The 18,286-nt window shown below is 62.8% G+C and carries 19 protein-coding genes; 5 read left to right on the top strand and 14 right to left on the bottom strand.

Translation table 11 applies throughout. The features are described from left to right. Nucleotide 1: 1 nt before the first annotated feature. The 8 genes from tsaE to chvI form a co-directional block, all read right to left on the bottom strand. Entirely contained in the window at nucleotides 2-1,513 is a 1,512-nt protein-coding gene (gene tsaE / locus ACQ5BM_RS29015; RefSeq protein ID WP_429818885.1) for a tRNA (adenosine(37)-N6)-threonylcarbamoyltransferase complex ATPase subunit type 1 TsaE, read from the bottom strand. Next, nucleotides 1,513-3,993, bottom strand: coding sequence for an ATP-binding protein (locus ACQ5BM_RS29010; protein WP_429818751.1), 2,481 nt, complete (start codon nucleotides 3,991-3,993; stop codon nucleotides 1,513-1,515). The genes tsaE and ACQ5BM_RS29010 overlap by 1 nt, the downstream gene beginning before the upstream one ends. 305 nt (nucleotides 3,994-4,298) lie before the next feature. Beyond that, complete coding sequence (gene ahcY, locus ACQ5BM_RS29005) at nucleotides 4,299-5,699, bottom strand: adenosylhomocysteinase (RefSeq protein ID WP_429818749.1); 1,401 nt, start codon at nucleotides 5,697-5,699, stop codon at nucleotides 4,299-4,301. Nucleotides 5,700-5,865: 166 nt separating this feature from the next. Next, nucleotides 5,866-6,156, bottom strand: coding sequence for an HPr family phosphocarrier protein (locus tag ACQ5BM_RS29000; RefSeq protein WP_336171437.1), 291 nt, complete (start codon nucleotides 6,154-6,156; stop codon nucleotides 5,866-5,868). Then, nucleotides 6,156-6,557 (bottom strand): PTS sugar transporter subunit IIA, encoded by a 402-nt coding sequence (locus tag ACQ5BM_RS28995; RefSeq protein ID WP_065774303.1) that lies wholly within the window; start codon nucleotides 6,555-6,557, stop codon nucleotides 6,156-6,158. Before ACQ5BM_RS28995 ends, ACQ5BM_RS29000 begins: the two co-directional genes overlap by 1 nt. Before the next feature lie 156 nt (nucleotides 6,558-6,713). Next, nucleotides 6,714-7,172: an HPr kinase/phosphorylase gene (locus ACQ5BM_RS28990; protein ID WP_429818746.1), complete on the bottom strand. Its 459-nt coding sequence runs from the start codon at nucleotides 7,170-7,172 to the stop codon at nucleotides 6,714-6,716. Continuing rightward, nucleotides 7,169-8,956, bottom strand: coding sequence for a stimulus-sensing domain-containing protein (locus ACQ5BM_RS28985; RefSeq protein WP_429818743.1), 1,788 nt, complete (start codon nucleotides 8,954-8,956; stop codon nucleotides 7,169-7,171). Before ACQ5BM_RS28985 ends, ACQ5BM_RS28990 begins: the two co-directional genes overlap by 4 nt. A 205-nt stretch (nucleotides 8,957-9,161) precedes the next feature. After that, nucleotides 9,162-9,887, bottom strand: coding sequence for a two-component system response regulator ChvI (gene chvI, locus ACQ5BM_RS28980; RefSeq protein ID WP_429818741.1), 726 nt, complete (start codon nucleotides 9,885-9,887; stop codon nucleotides 9,162-9,164). 324 nt (nucleotides 9,888-10,211) lie between these two features. Here chvI and ACQ5BM_RS28975 point away from each other — a divergent pair, with 324 nt between their 5' ends. The 5 genes from ACQ5BM_RS28975 to ACQ5BM_RS28955 all read left to right on the top strand — a co-directional run bounded on the left by ACQ5BM_RS28975 (nucleotide 10,212) and on the right by ACQ5BM_RS28955 (nucleotide 14,095). Further along, nucleotides 10,212-11,822, top strand: coding sequence for a phosphoenolpyruvate carboxykinase (locus ACQ5BM_RS28975; protein ID WP_429818739.1), 1,611 nt, complete (start codon nucleotides 10,212-10,214; stop codon nucleotides 11,820-11,822). A 114-nt stretch (nucleotides 11,823-11,936) separates the two neighbouring features. Beyond that, nucleotides 11,937-12,371 (top strand): alternative ribosome rescue aminoacyl-tRNA hydrolase ArfB, encoded by a 435-nt coding sequence (gene arfB / locus ACQ5BM_RS28970; RefSeq protein WP_173517987.1) that lies wholly within the window; start codon nucleotides 11,937-11,939, stop codon nucleotides 12,369-12,371. 77 nt (nucleotides 12,372-12,448) lie between these two features. Then, on the top strand, nucleotides 12,449-12,922 hold the full coding sequence (gene lysM / locus ACQ5BM_RS28965; RefSeq protein ID WP_429818737.1) for a peptidoglycan-binding protein LysM: 474 nt from the start codon (nucleotides 12,449-12,451) through the stop codon (nucleotides 12,920-12,922). A 2-nt stretch (nucleotides 12,923-12,924) separates the two neighbouring features. Next, a complete protein-coding gene (locus tag ACQ5BM_RS28960) occupies nucleotides 12,925-13,380 on the top strand; it encodes a hypothetical protein (RefSeq protein WP_429818883.1) in 456 nt (151 codons plus the stop codon). A gap of 103 nt (nucleotides 13,381-13,483) precedes the next feature. After that, a complete protein-coding gene (locus ACQ5BM_RS28955; protein ID WP_429818735.1) occupies nucleotides 13,484-14,095 on the top strand; it encodes an alpha-ketoglutarate-dependent dioxygenase AlkB in 612 nt (203 codons plus the stop codon). Between the two features lie 77 nt (nucleotides 14,096-14,172). Here ACQ5BM_RS28955 and coaA read toward each other — a convergent pair whose 3' ends face one another. From coaA to ACQ5BM_RS28925, 6 genes are read right to left on the bottom strand one after another with little or no spacing between them, the layout of a single operon-like run. Next, nucleotides 14,173-15,168: a type I pantothenate kinase gene (coaA, locus tag ACQ5BM_RS28950; RefSeq protein WP_247959311.1), complete on the bottom strand. Its 996-nt coding sequence runs from the start codon at nucleotides 15,166-15,168 to the stop codon at nucleotides 14,173-14,175. Further along, on the bottom strand, nucleotides 15,165-15,488 hold the full coding sequence (locus tag ACQ5BM_RS28945; protein ID WP_429818731.1) for a phosphoribosyl-ATP diphosphatase: 324 nt from the start codon (nucleotides 15,486-15,488) through the stop codon (nucleotides 15,165-15,167). The genes coaA and ACQ5BM_RS28945 overlap by 4 nt, the downstream gene beginning before the upstream one ends. 15 nt (nucleotides 15,489-15,503) lie before the next feature. Next, on the bottom strand, nucleotides 15,504-16,280 hold the full coding sequence (gene hisF / locus ACQ5BM_RS28940; protein ID WP_429818729.1) for an imidazole glycerol phosphate synthase subunit HisF: 777 nt from the start codon (nucleotides 16,278-16,280) through the stop codon (nucleotides 15,504-15,506). A 4-nt stretch (nucleotides 16,281-16,284) separates the two neighbouring features. Then, complete coding sequence (hisA, locus tag ACQ5BM_RS28935; protein WP_429818727.1) at nucleotides 16,285-17,022, bottom strand: 1-(5-phosphoribosyl)-5-[(5-phosphoribosylamino)methylideneamino]imidazole-4-carboxamide isomerase; 738 nt, start codon at nucleotides 17,020-17,022, stop codon at nucleotides 16,285-16,287. Nucleotides 17,023-17,050: 28 nt separating this feature from the next. Then, nucleotides 17,051-17,701, bottom strand: coding sequence for an imidazole glycerol phosphate synthase subunit HisH (hisH, locus tag ACQ5BM_RS28930; RefSeq protein WP_429818725.1), 651 nt, complete (start codon nucleotides 17,699-17,701; stop codon nucleotides 17,051-17,053). Then, a complete protein-coding gene (locus ACQ5BM_RS28925; RefSeq protein ID WP_429818723.1) occupies nucleotides 17,701-18,171 on the bottom strand; it encodes a DUF2628 domain-containing protein in 471 nt (156 codons plus the stop codon). The genes hisH and ACQ5BM_RS28925 overlap by 1 nt, the downstream gene beginning before the upstream one ends. Between the last annotated feature and the right edge of the window lie 115 nt (nucleotides 18,172-18,286).

Raw genomic sequence — 18,286 nt, 5'->3', positions numbered from 1 at the left:
GTCAGTTCGCTGATTCGGAAACGAGGATTCCGGTCTTCATACACCAGTCGTACAAGGGTTTCAGCGATTCATGTGCGAGCGCCGCCTGAAGATAGGCGAAAGTGCGTGGCATGTGTTTCATATAGCCGGGTTTGCCGTCCCGCTGCATCAGCCGTACCCAGATGCCGACGAGCTTGCAATTGCGTTGGGCCGACATCAGGTGCCAGTCGCGCAGGAAAGTCTCCTCGTCGAAGCTACCGCTTGCGCGCCGTTCCGCGAGATAGGTTTCCATCATGTGGCTGGCGAGCGGAGGCGCGATGGTCACGCGCGCATCCTGCACCAGCGATGCCACGTCATAGGCGGTCGGACCGATCATCGCGTCCTGGAAATCGATGAGGCCGATCCGGGCGAGACCCTGGCGGTCCCCACGCCAGATGATGTTCGGCGAGTGGAAGTCGCGCAAGAGCAGGTTGGTCTCGGAGGTCTGCAGGAGATCGATCAGGCCATCCCAGATGTCGGCATATTCGCGCTTCTCGTCGTCGCTTGCCGGCTCGCCGCGTTTCCAGGGCAGGTACCAGTCGGTCAAGAGCCGGGTCTCGATCTTCATCGCCGTCCGGTCGAAGTCGGGAATGCGGTGGCTGACCGCCGGATCGACGATGATCTCCTTGTCGGTCTGTTTGGCATGGAGGCGGGCGAGCAGTCGCGCGCTTTCGATATAGCGCTCGGCGATCGGCTCTCCCGCCGCATCGAGCACGCCATCCGACCCCAGGTCCTCGATCAGCAGGATGCCCTGGCCGAGATCGCGGGCGTAGATCGCCGGCGCCGCAAAGCCGCGTGCAATGAGCAACTGGTCGATGGCGACGAAGGGAACGACGTCTTCGGCGATATGCGCGAGCTGCTGGTAGTATTTGCCGTCCTGCAGGATGGGACCGGGCTTGTGCCGCGGCGAGTCCATCAGAATCCGGCTAACGGAACCGTCCGCCGGGTAAATTCGCTCATAGGCCCGGATCGAGGCGTCACCGCTCAGGTGCCGGCGCCGTGCGTTCGGGTGACCGTTGTGGTCGAGAAAGTCACGGATTGCGAGCGTGCGGGCGATGCGCTGCAGCTTTTCGTCCGGACCGGAGATTTCGACGCGGCGCCCATCGCCTTCATGGGCGATCGTCAGCGTGATGCGGCCGGCGGGGAGAGCGTCGTCCGCCCGTTCCGGCCATTCGACGAGACAGATGCCTTGCGATAGCGCCTCGTCGAAGCCGAGCTCGTCCAGTTCGCTGGAATCAGCCAGCCGGTAGAGATCGAAATGCGCGACCGGAATGCGAAGGTCATAGGTCTGGACCAGGGTGAACGTCGGGCTCGGGACCTCCAGGTCGTCGTCATCGGCAAGCGCCCGAAGGAATGCGCGCGCCAAGGTCGACTTGCCCGCCCCGAGATCGCCTGAGAGCGCGACGCAGTCGCCGGGCTTCAGGGCCAGCGCCAGATCTTCGCCGAGCTCGATCGTTGCCGCCTCGCCCGTCAGGAAGCGCTCGATCGTCGACATCATTCGGCCGCGACGATCGTCGGCACTTCGGCCGAGGGAATGCGGCAGGTCACTTCCGTGCCTTCACCTTCCTTGCTGCGGATCGAGACGGTGCCGTGGTGCAGGCTGACGAAGCTCTCGACGATCGAAAGCCCGAGACCTGCGCCGCCGCGCTGGCCGTAGCTTTCGAAGCGATTGAACACGGTGTCGAGCACGTCCTGCGGGATTCCGGGGCCGCTGTCCGAGACCGAGAAGATGAAGTCGCTGCCCTCGCGGCGGCACTTCAGCTCGATGGCGCTGCCATCCGGCGCGAAGTTTGCGGCATTGGTGAGCAGCTTCACGAAAATCTGCTTCAGCCGCTGCTGGTCTGCAACCATGCGGCCGAGATTGTCAGGGGCGGTAATCCTGAGCGTCACGCCGCTTTCGAGCAGCCGGTCGTCCATCTGGTGGGCGATGTCATCGAGGAAGTCGGTGAGACTGATGTCGGACATGTCGAGCTGGACGATGCCGGCATCGACGGTCGCCAGATCCAGGATGTCGTTGACGATCGTCAGCAGCAGCGACGAGGACGTGGCGATGTGGTCGACATATTCCGCCTGCCGCTCGTTGAGGTCGCCGAAGGCCGGCGTCTTCAACAGGTCGGCGAAGCCGATGATGTTGGTGAGCGGCGAGCGCAGCTCATAGGAAACGTGGTGCACGAAATCGTTCTTCAGCGCATCCGCCTTGCGCAGCGCCTCGTTCTTTTCGGTGAGCGCCCGCTCGACCCGGACGCTGTCGGTGATGTTGACGAAGGTCAGCATCGTCTGCGCGTTCGGCAGCGGGATGACGGCGTAGTCGAGGATCAGCCCGGTTCGAAGCTCGAGAATGCCGCGGCTCGAGGGCCGTTCATCGTCGAAGCTGGTGATGATGTGGGTGAAGCGCTTCCACCCGTCCGGCTGGTCGTAGGAGATGAGGCAGGCCTGCTCGATCGCCCGGATATGGGTTCCGGGCTTGGCTTCCGCCTCGCTGATGCCCCAGATCGCGCGGAAGGCCGGGTTCGAAAGGCGAATGCGACCGTCGGGGCCGAACACCGCCACGCCTTCGGCAAGATGGTCGATGGTCTCGCCCTGGACCTGAACCAGCGTGTTGTAGCGCGTTTCGAGATCGACCTTCTCGGTCAGGTTCTCGAACACCCAGGTGGCGCCGCCCTGCGGGCGGGCGGTGGCGAAGACGCGCAGCGTCTGGCCGTTCGGCAGGTGCCAAAGGTCGCTCTGCGTGTCGAGCGCCTGATAGACGGAAAGCGCGTTCGCCTTCCATTGTTTCCAGTTGAGCTGTTCCGGAAGCTGGCCGCCGGCCCGCAGCCGGTCGAGCACTTCGCCGTTGTCCGGCTTGCGCTCCAGGAAGCCGATGTCGAGGTTCCACAGGCGCTGGAAAGCTTGATTGTAGAACTGCAGGCGCTGATTGCCGTCGAAGATCGCGACTGGGGTCGCAAGATGATCGAGCGTTTCGGCATGGCTCTTGAGCGTGCGGTTGAGTTCCTCGCGCACGGCCTCGATGCCGGAGACGTCGATGGCGACGCCGGCCGAACCGGCAGGGCTGCGGGCATCGACGACGTCGAAGAAGGTGCGGTTGCCTCTGACGACGGTCGAAACCTTGTCGCGGAACGGCGTGTCGAAAGTGGAGACGGCGCGGATCTTCTCGCGCGCGACGGTCGCAAGCAGCTCGCGCCCTTCGGCGACCGCAATCGCGACGTCAGGAGCCTCGACCGCATCGGCATAGGCTTCGTTGACCCAGGTGAGCGCGCCATCCGTGCCGCGCTGCCAGACCGGCAGATCGATCGCGTCGAGTAGGGTGCGGAAGGAGACGAGCGCTGAATTGAGCCGGTCGTGCTCAAGTTTCAGCTCGGCGAGTTCCGCACGCATGTTGTTGAGCGCGATGAAGCGTACGAACGCCCGCCCGCCCGAAACCCGTCCCTGGGCCTCCAGGACTTCGTTGCGCTGCGTTTCGAGCACCAGGTCGAAGCTGCGTGCCTCGGTGCGCAGCGCATCGATCGCCTTTTCCAGTTCCCCGGCGGATTGCGCCTTGATCCAGCGGCCGAAGGCCAGGAACTCGCGGTCGTCTGCCGGCGCGCCGGTTTCGGGCGGCAGCTGGCCGAGCAGTTCGGCCCGCTCGAGCAGTCCGTCCCAGACGACGATCCGGCGGTTCTTGTCGGCCACGAGCGCCTGATAGCGTGAAAGGCGCTGGTTCGCGTCCGACAGATCGGAGCGCAATTCGCGGTTTTCCGCTTCGATGTTGCCGCGTTGGCGGATCAGCCAGATGGCCGAGATCATCGCTGCGGAAATGACGCCGATGAGCACGGAGAAAGTTACGACTTCCGAGGAGCCGAAGATGTTGGCCTTCTGCGGCGCGACCTGGGCGAGGGCATCCGTTGCTGCAAAAAGAGCGGTGCCGGCCAAAAGGTGGCGCAGGAACTTCGGGCCCTTGCGGCGGGTGCCCGGAATAGCTGTTTGGTCTCTGTTCATGGCGCTGCCATCCCCGTCTGCCCGAAGGGTGCTGCCGGCCTTGTTGCGCCTTGCACAGTTCCACCGAGGCCCTGGTCAAGGGCCTGCGTCAGTTCCGATTGCATCCCCGGTCTGTCTCCGTCTGTTTGCCGCTTATCGACAAGACATCCCATCCGCGATGCCCAAGGTCCGCACCGGCATCACGAATCAATGGGTTAGAGCATACTTCCTAGTCGAATCGTCGGGAAGGGAGAGGCCCAAAAAAGCGGCCGCGCTCTCTTGTCAAGAACGCGGCCACAAGATGTTGTGGATTGCCCGGGTAACGATTAGTACCGGTAGTGCTCAGCCTTGAACGGGCCCTGCGTCTTCACGCCGATGTAGCTGGCCTGCTCTTCGGAAAGCTCGGTGAGCTTGGCGCCGAGCTTCTTCAGGTGCAGGCGAGCGACCTTCTCGTCGAGCTGCTTCGGCAGGACGTAGACTTCGTTCTTGTACTTCTCGCCCTTGGTGAAGAGCTCGATCTGCGCCAGGACCTGGTTGGAGAACGAGGCCGACATGACGAAGGACGGGTGGCCGGTGGCGTTGCCGAGGTTCAGGAGGCGACCTTCCGACAGCAGGATCATGCGGTTGCCCTTCGGGAACTCGATCATGTCGACCTGCGGCTTGATGTTCGTCCACTTCAGGTTACGCAGCGCCGAGACCTGAATCTCGTTGTCGAAGTGGCCGATGTTGCCGACGATCGCCATGTCCTTCATCTCGCGCATGTGGTCCATGCGGATGACGTCCTTGTTGCCGGTGGTCGTGATGAAGATGTCGGCGCTCGAGACGACGTCTTCGAGCTGAACGACTTCATAGCCGTCCATGGCGGCCTGCAGCGCGCAGATCGGGTCGACCTCGGTGACCTTAACGCGGGCGCCGGCGCCGGCGAGCGACGCTGCCGAGCCCTTGCCGACGTCGCCGTAACCGCAGACGACGGCGACCTTGCCGGCCATCATCACGTCGGTGCCGCGGCGGATGCCGTCGACCAGCGATTCCTTGCAGCCGTACTTGTTGTCGAACTTCGACTTGGTGACCGAGTCGTTGACGTTGATCGCCGGGAAGGGCAGCAGGCCCTTGGCCTGGAGCTGGTAGAGGCGGTTGACGCCGGTGGTGGTTTCTTCGGTCACGCCCTTGATGGCGTCGCGCTGTTTGGTGAACCAGCCCGGCGAAGCCTCAAGGCGCTTCTTGATCTGCGCGAAGAGGATTTCCTCTTCCTCGGAACCGGGGTTCGAGAGCACGTTCTCGCCGGCTTCGGCGCGGGCGCCGAGCAGGATGTACATGGTGGCGTCGCCACCGTCGTCGAGGATCATGTTCGAAACGCCGCCGTCGGCCCACTGGAAGATCTTGTCCGTGTAGGTCCAGTATTCCTCGAGCGTTTCACCCTTGACGGCGAAGACCGGAACGCCGCTTGCGGCAATCGCGGCGGCTGCGTGATCCTGGGTCGAGAAGATGTTGCAGGACGCCCAGCGCACGTCGGCGCCGAGGGCAACCAGCGTCTCGATCAGGACGGCGGTCTGGATGGTCATGTGCAGCGAGCCGGTGATGCGCGCGCCCTTCAGCGGCTTCGCAGCGCCGAACTCTTCGCGGCAGGCCATCAGGCCCGGCATTTCCGTTTCGGCGATCGCAATTTCCTTGCGTCCGAAATCGGCGAGACCGATGTCGGCGACGATATAGTCCTGAGTGGTGGTCATGGAATTCTCCGGGCTGATCTCTTCAAGCCGCATGGCTTCAACCGAACTGCGGCGCGATTATGCCTCCCGCGCCTGTGCGACGCGGTGAGAGTGCGATCGATCTATCAGGAATCAGGAGAGAGGGCAATATCGATATAAAGAAGTCTTTATATCTTTATATTGTCAGTCACATCTCTTCGCCGAACTTGTCCGCGACCAATGCGTCGAGCGCGTTCAGCGCCTCTTCGGCCTGCGCGCCACTTGCGGTCACGCATACGCTGCAGCCGGTGCTGGCAGCCAGCATCATCAATCCCATGATCGATGTTCCGCCGACCGTCATGCCGTCCTTTGACACCGTAATCTCGGCGTCATAGGCCTCGACCGTCTGCACGAACTTCGCCGATGCCCGCGCATGCAGGCCTCGCTTGTTGATGATCAGCAGTTCGCGCGTCAGCGACATGTCGGGGCGATGATCCATTACTTACCACTCAGGACGCGGCTGGCGACGTTGATGTATTTCCGTCCGGCTTCCGAGGCTTCGACCAGCGCCTTGTCCATGTCGCTCTCGCCGCGTACGCCGGCGAGCTTGATCAGCATCGGCAGGTTGACGCCGGCAATCACTTCGACGGTACCGCTGCGCATCACCGAGATGGCGAGGTTGGAGGGGGTTCCGCCGAACATGTCGGTCAGGATGATGACACCGTTGCCTTCGTCGACATTGGTAACCGCATCGAGGATATCCTGTCGACGCTGGTCCATGTCGTCCTCGGGGCCGATGCAGACGGTCTCTATAGCTTTTTGCGGACCGACGACATGCTCGAGCGCAAGTCGAAATTCCTCAGCCAGCTTGCCATGGGTGACAAGCACAAGTCCGATCATGGGTATCTTCGCTCCAACTGCACACGCAATTCACTGATGGCCAGATATCGCAATGCAGCAATTTCGTCCACCTGTTGGGGCGGCCATCTTGGCAAGGAAAAGGGGAAGTGCAAGCCAAAAATGCTGAAAAACCAGCCGCACTGACGGTAAATCGGGCTAGAAACCCAAATTTTCGGCGATCAGCATGCGCAGAATATTGAGAACCTGCGCCCCCTCTTCAACGGGAACGCGAACAATCGGCAGCGCTCGCCCGAGTGGCAAAGGCAGCATCTCGTCTTCCGGCGCTAGGCGCGGGTCGAAAGGCGCATTGACCGGCAGCAGGGCCCAATCCATCACCGCGGCAGGCACAGTTTCGATCTTGCCGATGCCGGCGCCGCGGATTTCGATCAGGCCGTGAATGGAAGGCGGACAGCGTGCGACGATCCTGTCGTGTTCCAGGCTCAGATCCACCCGATCGTCGGCAACGAGAGCCGCGAAGTGGCCGGCCTGTCGTGCGGCAGTGATGCATGCAAGCGCCAGCCTGGACTTGCCGATGCCGGAAGGGCCCGTGATCAGGAAGCCGCGCGTCCCGAGCACGATGGCGGTGCCGTGGACATTGGCGCGGGCGGCCGTCATGCGTGCGGCTCGGCGGGAAGTGACAGGATGAAGCGCGCGCCGCTGACATGGCCATCCTGCGCGATGATGTTCTCCGCCTTCAGCGTACCGCCATGCGCTTCGGCGATCTGTCTGGAGATCGACAGGCCGAGGCCGGAGTTCTGGCCGAAATCCTCGCCTTCCGGCCGATCGGTGTAGAAGCGCTCGAAGATGCGGTCGATGTCTTCCGCCTGGATGCCGGGGCCGTTGTCCTCGACATAGACGAGGCAGCGCGATCGCGACCGTGTGAGGCGCACGACGATCCGCCCGCCGTCTTCGGGAACGAAGGATCGGGCGTTCTCGATCAGGTTGGTGATGATCTGCCCGATGCGCAGCTCATAGCCACTGACGGCAAAGCGGGCCTTCGGGCTATCCTTGCGGTCGATGACGAAGTCGAGCAGCACCGTCTTCTTCTTGCTGCGGACCTGGCGCGAAATGTCCACGAGGTCGCCCAGAAGTTTTTCGAGGTCGATGGTCTTGGCATCGCTGCGGGCGAGTTCGGCGTCGAGCCGCGAGGCGTCCGAGATGTCGCTGATCAGGCGATCGAGGCGGCGGACGTCATGCTGGATGACGTCCATCAAGCGCTTCTTCGATTCGTCGGTGCGTGCCAAAGGCAGGGTTTCGACGGCGCTGCGCAGCGAGGTGAGGGGGTTTTTCAGCTCGTGGCTGACGTCGGCGGCGAAATTCTCGATCGCCGCGATCCGATCGTAGAGCGCGGTCGTCATCTCGCGGAGCGCGACGGAAAGGTTGCCGATCTCGTCCTGGCGCGAGGAGAAATCGGGGATTTCCTCGCGCTCCTTGGCGCCGCCGCGGCGCACACGCACGGCCGCCGCTGCCAGGCGCCGCAGCGGGTTTGCGATCGTCGAGGACAGAAGCAGCGACAGGATGATGTTGACGAGGGCAGCGACGCCGAAGACGCGGATGATGGCGAGGCGCTCCGCCTGGACGATCTTGTCGATGTCGCCGGCTTGCGTCGACAGCAGCAGCACGCCGAGCACGGCGCGGAAACGTTGGACGGGAACGGCCACCGAAACGATGAGTTCGCCCTTCTCGGTCACGCGCTCGACATAGCCGCGCACGCCGGTCAGCGCGTTGGTGACCTCAGGATAGATCGAGCCGTTGCCACCCGGCGGTTCCTTGTAGAGCGGCAGATTGCCCGGCTGCAGCAGCTTGTTCAGCCAGCTGTTGAGCTTTTCGCCGATGCCAGTCGATTCCGGTTCGATCGGCGGCAGGTCGAAGCGCAGCACCTGGCCGCCGCTATAGAGATGTCGGGAATCGAGCAGCAGGTCGGCATCGGCATCGAACAGGCGGGCGCGGGTGCGCGTCGGCGAGATCAGGCGGCGCAGAACCGGAGCGACGCGTTCCTGGATGATCGGGAAGTCGAGATCCTCGTCGCTCGGAAGCGGCGTGATGCTCTGGCCCGCCTGCAGCTCCAGAAGCTTTTCGGGGTCGATGGTGATCGAGTTGGTGTCGACCGAGGCGGAAGCTGAGATCGCGCCGGCGATGATTTCACCCTGGGTCAGCAGGCTTTCGACACGTGCGTCGATCAGCCCCTCGCGGAACTGGTTGAGATACATGATGCCGCCGACGAGGACGACGAGTGCCACGAGGTTGAAGAAGACGATGCGGCGGGTGAGGCTCGAGAAGACGGCGTTACCGAACAGCCGACGAATCAGCGTGAAGGGATGTGCCCAGCGGCGTTGGCCGTTCTGCGCCTGCGCACGCCCGTCGCTGTCTTCGATGTCGCCTTGCAAGACTTCTACCAAATGTCCCGCTCCCGCGCGGACTGCCTTCACGTTCGTTCGATGACGACATCGCTGCCGGCCGGGGCCGGTCGCATCGTCGCTGTCTTCTATGGTCCGGTCCAAAGACGGCGGAGATCGCTGCGAGCTTCAAAGGAGGCCGTCGGCCATGCTCCCATAGCGCCGCCTTGAATGCGCCACTCTGGGAGCGATGGCAAGCCCCTGTGGCTCAGGCGGTCTCCCGGAAACGGTAACCGACACCGTAGAGCGTCTCGATCATATCAAAGTCGTTGTCGACCATCTTGAACTTCTTGCGCAGCCGCTTGATGTGGCTGTCGATGGTGCGGTCGTCGACATAAACCTGCTCGTCATAGGCCGCGTCCATCAGCGCGTCGCGGCTCTTCACCACGCCCGGGCGCTGGGCAAGCGAATGCAGGATGAGAAATTCCGTCACCGTCAGCGTGACCGGCTCGCTCTTCCACGTGCAGGTGTGGCGTTCCTGGTCCATCACCAACTGACCGCGCTCGAGCGAGCGCGACGGCGCGTCGGATGCCTTGACGGTGGTCGTCGAGTTGCCGGCCGCAGCCTCGCGATTTGCGGCCCGGCGCAGGATCGCCTTGACGCGTTCGACCAGCAGGCGCTGCGAGAACGGCTTGGTAATGAAGTCGTCGGCACCCATTTTCAGACCGAAGAGTTCGTCGATCTCTTCGTCCTTAGAAGTGAGGAAGATCACCGGCAGGTCGGACTTCTGTCTCAGGCGGCGCAGCAACTCCATGCCGTCCATGCGCGGCATCTTGATGTCGAAGATCGCCAGTTGCGGCGGCCGGGCGAGCAGGCCCTCGAGCGCGGAAGCACCGTCGGTATAGGTCTCGACCTTGTAGCCCTCTGCCTCAAGGGCGATGGATACGGACGTCAGAATATTCCGGTCATCATCGACAAGCGCGATGGTCTGCATCGTGTTCAACTCCGTCTTTTGAGGTGCCGGTCTCGTCCCCGAAAACTCCGGCATTCGCGAGTCACGGGTGCGTTAGTGAGTATAAAGGTGGAACAAATTGTGGCGAAGGGCAAAAAGCACCTGTCGTGACGATAGGATAGGCCCTGTCACATTGGTGTTTGGCAGGTCCAATTCAACCGATTAAAAAAACGATAATTTTCTTTAAATCGATTAATATACTGAAATCATTATTCTTTTTTTGACGCCGCCTTGTTTTTGAGCGAGCATGCAAGTATGGTCCGGCGAAATTCAACGCCAATGGCCAAACACGAAGGAAGCTTGACCATGGAGCAACTCGGCACTCGCAATCTCGCGAACGGCTTGGAAAAACTCGGCTTTATCGACCTGGAAAAGGTTCGGTACAACCTCGAAGCCGCAGAGCTTTATGAGGAGGCTCTTCGTCGCGGCGAGGCTGAGCTGACGGCACACGGCGCCCTCGTCGCCCGTACCGGGCAGCACACCGGCCGTTCGCCGAAGGACAAGTTCGTCGTTCGCGATGCGAACACCGACGATCAGATCTGGTGGGACAACAACAAGCCGATGTCTCCCGAGCATTTTGCCCTGCTGCGCCAGGACATGCTCGATCACGCCAAGGGCATGTCGCTCTATGTGCAGGACCTCGTCGGCGGCGCCGATGCCGACAACGCCCTTCCGACCCGCGTCGTCACCGAATATGCTTGGCATTCGCTGTTCATCCGCAATCTCTTGATCCGTCCGGCCCGCGAGGCACTCGCCTCCTTCCTGCCGAAGCTGACGATCATCGATCTGCCGAGCTTCAAGGCTGACCCGGAGCGCCACGGCTGCCGTACGGAGACGGTCATTGCCTGCGACTTCACCAACGGCCTGATCCTCATCGGCGGTACCTCCTATGCCGGCGAAATGAAAAAGTCGGTCTTCACCGTTCTCAACTACCTGCTGCCCAAGAAGGGCGTCATGCCGATGCACTGCTCGGCCAATGTCGGCCCGGCCGGTGACACGGCAATCTTCTTCGGCCTCTCCGGCACCGGCAAGACAACGCTTTCGGCCGACCCGACCCGCACGCTGATCGGCGACGACGAGCATGGCTGGGGCGAACAGGGCGTTTTCAACTTCGAAGGCGGCTGCTACGCCAAGGCGATCCGTCTGTCGGAAGCTGCCGAGCCGGAGATCTACGCGACCACTCGCCGCTTCGGCACCGTGATGGAAAACGTCGTGCTCGATGAGCGCCGCGTTCCGGACTTCGACGATGGCTCGCTGACGGAAAACACCCGTATCGCCTATCCGCTCGACTATATCCCGAACGCCAGCGCCACCGGCACTGCGCCGCAGCCGCGCACCATCATCATGCTGACGGCCGACGCCTTCGGCGTGATGCCGCCGATCGCCAAGCTGACGCCGGAACAGGCGATGTATCACTTCCTCTCCGGTTATACTGCCAAGGTCGCCGGTACGGAAAAAGGTGTCACCGAGCCGGAAGCCACGTTCTCGACCTGCTTCGGCGCGCCCTTCATGCCGCGTCATCCGTCGGAATACGGCAACCTCCTGAAGGACCTGATCGCCAAGAACGGCGTCACCTGCTGGCTGGTCAACACCGGTTGGACCGGCGGCGCCTACGGCACCGGCAGCCGCATGCCGATCAAGGTGACGCGCGCTCTGCTCGCCGCCGCTCTCGACGGCTCGCTGAATGCTGCCGAGCTCCGCACCGACGCCAACTTCGGCTTCGCCGTTCCGGTCTCGGTCCCCGGTGTCGAAGACGGCATTCTTGATCCGCGCTCGACCTGGGCCGACGGTGCAGCCTACGACGCGCAGGCACGCCGCCTCGTCGACATGTTCATCGCGAACTTCGCCAAGTTCGAGGGCCATGTGGACGGCAGCGTTCGCGACGCGGCTCCCGGCACGAAAATCGCCGCCGAATAAAGATCGTCGGCTATGATTCACGTGAAACCCGGCCTCTCACGGCCGGGTTTTTCGTTTTCGCGCTAATATTTTCAAGAGGTTCGCTCTGTGCCATAGATCGGGGTGAGGTGAACCATGGCCAGTGACCCGCTTTACATAAACGACAACATCGTGATTGCCGGCTGGGAGCTGACGGAGCAATTCGTGCTGGCCGGCGGGCCGGGCGGGCAGAACGTCAACAAGGTGTCGACGGCCGTCCAGTTGTTCTTCAACGTGTTGGCCTCGCCGGCTCTCTCCGATCGCATCAAGGCCAATGCGCTGAAGATCGCCGGTCGTCGCGCCTCGAAAGAGGGCGTTCTGATGATCGAAGCCAGCCGTTTTCGCAGCCAGGAGCGCAACCGCGAGGATGCGCGCGAGCGGCTGAAGGAACTGATTCTCAAGGCCGCGGAGCCGCCGCCGCCGCCGCGCAAGAAGACGAAACCGACCCGTGGCTCCGTCGAGCGGCGCCTCAAGGAGAAGTCCGGGCGCGGTGAGATCAAGAAGCTTCGGGGGCGGCCGGCCGGAGACTGATTTCTTTTTTGCCGCTCCTTGCCTTTGGCAGGCGGCGCCCTCTCTTATCGGCAGTGTTTTGGCAAAAGGAGATATTCATGGGTCTTTTCAGCTTTATCAAGAATGCCGGCAAGAAGCTCGGCATCGGCGGTGACGATGATGCTCCGGATGCCGAAAGCGTTCAGAAGGAGCTTGCGTCCCACGATCTCGGCACCAAGGACGTGCAGGTCGAAGTGGCCGGTGACAAGGTCGTGCTGAAAGGTGTCGTGAAGGACCAGAGCGTCTTCGAAAAGGCCGTCGTTGCCGTCGGCAATACGCTCGGTGTCTCGGCGGTTGAGGCCTCGGAGCTCAAGGTCGCCGATGCCGGCGCTGCGCCTGCTCCGGCCAAGCAGCCGGTTTTCTATACCGTCAAGAAGGGCGATAACCTCTGGAAGATCGCCGAAGCGCAATACGGCAAGGGCAGGGGGGCCAAGCACACGGCCATTTTCGAAGCCAACAAGCCGATGCTGACGCATCCGGACAAGATCTACCCCGGCCAGGTTCTGCGCATCCCGGATCTGGATGCCGCTTGAGCGTGTCGGTCTGGCGCTCCCTGTCAATCGCCGCGCTGGCGAGCCTCTGGCTTGCCGGCGCTTCAATGGCGCAGCCTGTCCGTGAGCCCGCCAAGGGCAGTGCCGAACGTGCCGCGATCCTCGACGCGATCCGCCCGGCGGTCGAGGCGGAGATGCGCGGCCCTGTCGAATTCGTCGTGACGACGATGCGCGCCTCGCCCAACTGGGCCTTCATGCAGGTGGAGCCGCAGCGTCCCGGCGGCGGCGCGATCGATCTTGCGCAAACCGGGTTGCGCGTCGAGGCCGAGATGATGGATGGTCGGACGGTGTTTGCACAAGATCACGATGATTTGGGTCGGAGCGACCCAATCATAAACGTGATCGGTTCTTTTAAGTTAGAGCGGGATACGGGCGGAAAACCGCGCACACTTTTCCTTATCCCGCTCTGGTCTGTTTCCAGAACGGCCGCTGGAACCTGATCGACCACGTCGTCGGGCCGACGGATGTCGCCTATGCCGGCTGGCCGCTTCGCTATGGCGTACCGGCAGCGCTTCTCGGCCTCGAATAAGAGGACTGTCACCCATGCAGGTGCTCCCGAAAGGGATCAGACATATTCCGGGTTTTCTTGATCGAACCCGGCAGGAGCAGCTCGTCGAGGCGATCCGCCTCGTCGTTGCCGAAGCGCCGTTGTTCGTGCCGGAAATGCCGAAGACGGGCAAACCCATGTCGGTGCGCATGACCAATTGCGGTTCGCTCGGCTGGGTCACGGATCGCGATCGCGGCTATCGCTACCAGGCTCAGCATCCGGTGACCGGCCGGCCTTGGCCGTCGATGCCGGATATACTGCTCGAGATCTGGCGAGCGGTCTCCGCCAGCAACAAGACGCCGGAAGCCTGCCTGGTCAACTTCTATTCCGAGGAGGCCCGCATGGGCCTGCACCAGGACCGCGACGAGCGCGATCTCGAAACGGCCGTCGTATCGATCTCGCTCGGCGATAGCTGCCTCTTTCGCGTCGGCGGCAACCAGCGCGGCGGGCAGACCATGTCTTTCCGGCTCGAAAGCGGCGACGTCGTGGTGCTGGGCGGGGAAGGCCGGCTCGCCTTCCATGGCGTCGACCGGATCTACCCGAACACGTCGACGCTGCTGAAGAATGGCGGCCGGGTCAATCTGACGCTGCGGCGCGTCAATTCTTGACCATCGGTCGAACGCTCAGAGCAATTCCAGGAAAAGTGCGTGGCGGGCTTTCCGTTCGGAATTGCGTAATTTATGGCCTACAGCTTCCTGAGTGCTACCTTTTCCGTCAGGTGGTTCGGCCCCTTCTGCAGGATCAGGTCGGCGCGCGGGCGCGTCGGCAGGATGTTCTGGTGCAGGTTTTTCAGATTGATGTTGTGCCACAGGCCCTCGGCAATCGCACGGGCTGCATCCTCGCTGATCGTGGCGTAGCGATGGAAGTAGGATTCCGGGTTCTTGAAGGCGGTTTCACGCAGCCGCATGAAGCGGTTGACGTACCAGCTGTGGATCAGGCTCTCTTCGGCATCGATGTAGATCGAGAAGTCGAAGAAATCCGAGACCATCGGCACGATCTTGCCGTCGGCCGGCAGGTTGCGCGACTGGAGTACGTTGATGCCTTCGAAGATCAGGATATCCGGGCGGTCGATGACCGTGAACTGATCCGGCAGCACGTCATAGGTCAGGTGCGAATAGCTGGGCGCCTTGACGTTGGGCTGTCCCGCCTTGATCGCCGACAGGAAGCGCAGGAGCGCCCCGACGTCGTAGCTCTCCGGAAAGCCCTTGCGATCCATCATGTTTTCGCGCTGAAGCACGGCATTCGGATAGAGGAAGCCGTCCGTCGTCACCAGATCGACTTTCGGGCTCGATGGCCAGCGCGACAGGAGCTGCGCGAGGATACGCGCCGTGGTCGACTTGCCGACGGCAACCGACCCGGCGATGCCGATGACGAAGGGCGTCTTGGTTTCGTCCGACATGCTGAGGAAGCGCTTGCGCTGCTCGAAGAGCATCTGCGACGATTCCACATGGGTCGAGAGCAGGCGCGACAGCGACAGATAGATCTGCCGGACTTCGCCGAGATCGACCGGATCGTTCAGCGAGCGCAGCCGCTGCACTTCGTCGGCCGTCAGCGTCAGGGGCGTGTCGGCGCGAAAGCGCGACCATTCCTCGGCGGTGAAGAAATGATAGGGCGAATAATCCCGCTTCTGCGGGTTGTCGGGCAGGTCGGCCGCTTCGATGTCTTTCGCCGCTATCGTCATGGATTCTGCCGATTTGCCTTTTCCTGCAGGCCGGATTGCTTCGTCCGCCGCGCAAGTTCGTTCAGCACATCCTGCAACGGAACGTCGGCGATCTTCAATACGACCATTAGATGATAGATGAGATCGGCGCTTTCGGCGATGAGATTCGCGCGGTCGTTGCTGATGGCGGCGATCACCGTCTCGACCGCCTCTTCCCCGAGTTTCTTGGCCGCCTTCGGCTGGCCGCTCGCCACCAGTTTTGCCGTCCAGGATTCGTCCGGCGCGGCCTTCGCGCGTGTCGCGACGATGGCTTCGAGATCGGAAAGTGTGAAATCAGCCATGGAAGATCCTGAAGCTCAGTCGAGGCGCATGGCGATGCCATGCTCCGCCATATAGCGCTTGGTTTCGCCAATGCTATAGGTGCCGAAGTGGAAGATGGAGGCGGCGAGCACGGCGGTCGCGTGGCCATCGCGGATGCCCGCGACCATGTGGTCGAGGGTCCCGACGCCGCCGGACGCGATGACCGGCGCACGAACGGCGTCGGCGACCGCGCGGGTGAGCGCGATGTCGTAGCCGCTCTTCGTGCCGTCGCGATCCATCGAGGTCAAAAGGATCTCGCCGGCGCCGAGGTCGACGACGCGGCGGGCGAACTCGATCGCGTCGATGCCGGTCGGTTGCCGCCCGCCATGGGTGAAGATCTCCCAGCGGTCCGCTTCGCCGTCCTTCGATACCTTCTTGGCGTCGATCGCGACGACGATGCACTGGTTGCCGAACTTGTCGGCCGCTTCCGCGACGAATTCCGGATTCTTCACGGCGGCGGTGTTGATCGACACCTTGTCGGCGCCAGCGAGCAGCAGCTTGCGGATATCGGCCACCTGACGCACGCCGCCGCCGACCGTCAGCGGCATGAAGCACTGCTCGGCCGTGCGGGCGACGACGTCGAAGATCGTCTCGCGATTGTCCGAGGAGGCGGTGATGTCGAGGAAGCAGAGCTCATCGGCGCCGGCGGCGTCATAGGCGCGTGCCGCTTCCACCGGATCGCCGGCATCGATCAGGTCGACGAAGTTGACGCCCTTGACCACACGGCCGTCCTTGACGTCGAGGCAGGGAATAACGCGGGCTTTGAGGGTCATGGTTTCACGCCTTTCTCGCGGCGCGGATCAAGTCCAGCGCCTTCTGCGGGTCGATGCGGCCGTCGTAGAGCGCGCGGCCGGAAATGGCGCCTTCGAGCTTGCGTGCTTCCGGCGCGACCATGCGGCGGATGTCGTCCATCGAGGCGAGACCGCCCGACGCAATCACCGGGATGGAAACCGCGTCCGCGAGTTCCAAGGTCGAGGCCCAGTTGATACCGGTCAGGATGCCGTCGCGGTCGATGTCCGTATAGATGATCGCGGAGACGCCGGCGCCTTCGAACTTCTTCGCAAGCTCGATGACACCGAGCTCGGAGGCCTCCGCCCAGCCTTCGACGGCGACCTTGCCGCCCTTGGCGTCGATGCCGACGGCGACCCTTCCCGGGAACTTGCGGCAGGCTTCGATCACGAGCGCCGGGTCGCGCACGGCGACGGTGCCGAGTATGACGCGGGCGAGCCCGCGCGACAGCCAGTTTTCGATATGCTCGAGCGTGCGGATGCCGCCGCCGAGTTGCACCGGATTGCGGGTCGCCTTGAGGATCGCGTCAACGGCAGCCCCGTTGACCGTCTCGCCGGCAAAGGCACCGTTCAGGTCCACCACGTGCAGCCACTCGAAGCCCTGCTCTTCAAAGGCGCGGGCCTGGGCTGCCGGGTCGGGGTTGTAAACCGTCGCCTGGTCCATGTCGCCGAGCTTGAGGCGCACGCATTGCCCGTCTTTCAGGTCGATCGCGGGAAAAAGGATCATGGGTCTGTCCAATCAGTCGTGCGAAAGCTCAGGGCTTCCAGCGCAGGAAATTCGAGACGAGGGCGAGGCCGAGCGCCTGGCTCTTTTCCGGGTGGAACTGCGAGCCCGCCTTGTTGCCGTTGGCGACGAAGGCCGTGACCGGACCGCCGTAGTCCGCCTCGGCCACCACGTCGTCGGCGTTCTCGGCCGCCAGGTGGTACGAATGCACGAAATAGGCATGCAGACCGGTTTCGCCAACCCGGATGCCGTCAAACAGCGGGTGCTCGCGCTTGAGCTTCAGCGTGTTCCAGCCGATCTGCGGGATCTTCAGCGACGCGTCGGAAGGCGTCATTTCGACGACGTCGCCGGGAATCCAGCCGAAGCCGTGCGTGATGGTTTTTTCCAGCCCGCGCGAGGACATCAGCTGCATGCCGACGCAGATGCCGAGGAACGGCCGTCCCGCCTGTTCCACCGCCTCGGTCAGTGCCTGCTCCATCCCGTCGACGGCGGCAAGGCCGCGGCGGCAATCGGCATAGGCGCCGACACCCGGAAGCACGACGCGGTCGGCGCTCGCCACTCGTTCCGGTTTGTCGGTAAGGTCGATCTCGGCCGAAATGCCGGCTTCGCGAGCGGCCCGTTCGAAGGCTTTGGTGGCCGAGCGCAGGTTGCCCGAGCCGTAGTCGATAATGGCGACGCGCATCAGCGTTCTCCGTAGGTATCAAAAAGGCCGAGACCGGGTCCGCCGTTCGAAGGCTTGCGTGCGGTCCAGTCGGCCGGGGAGGGTGGGGCCGGCTTCTTCTCGCTCGAAGCCACGCTCGTGAAGTAGATCTCTTCGGCCGCCGCCAGGTTCGGAGCAGGAACGATGGAACGCAGCGTCCAGTCGCGGGCCGTCAGGCTGCGCGCCACCAGAACCGGTCCTTCGAGCGCGACGAGCAGCCGCAGCGCGAACTGTACCAGCACCGATGCGAGGAAACCGCCTGCGACGTTCGAGAGCGAGATTAACGAAATCTGCAGAACGGCAACTGCGATTCCGATTACCCATTGCCGCTTGGCGAGAAGCCAGAGCGCCGGAAACAGAAAGGCCGTCCAGGAAAAACCATCGGCGACGAAGCGCGCACGCTCGTCATTGGCGCGTGCACCCGGCGGGGTCAGGATCATGTAAGAAGCCATGAGTTCAGCCACTGACTAGATCACGATGATCTTGAGTCGACTCGACCCAAGATCATAAACGTGGTCGCTTCTAACAGGTTAGAGCGGGATGCGGGCGGAAAACCGCACACACTTT

The organism is Ensifer sp. B1-9 (assembly GCF_050474445.1).
Taxonomy (GTDB): Bacteria; Pseudomonadota; Alphaproteobacteria; order Rhizobiales; family Rhizobiaceae; genus Ensifer.
This window is presented reverse-complemented; position numbering and strand designations above follow the sequence as displayed.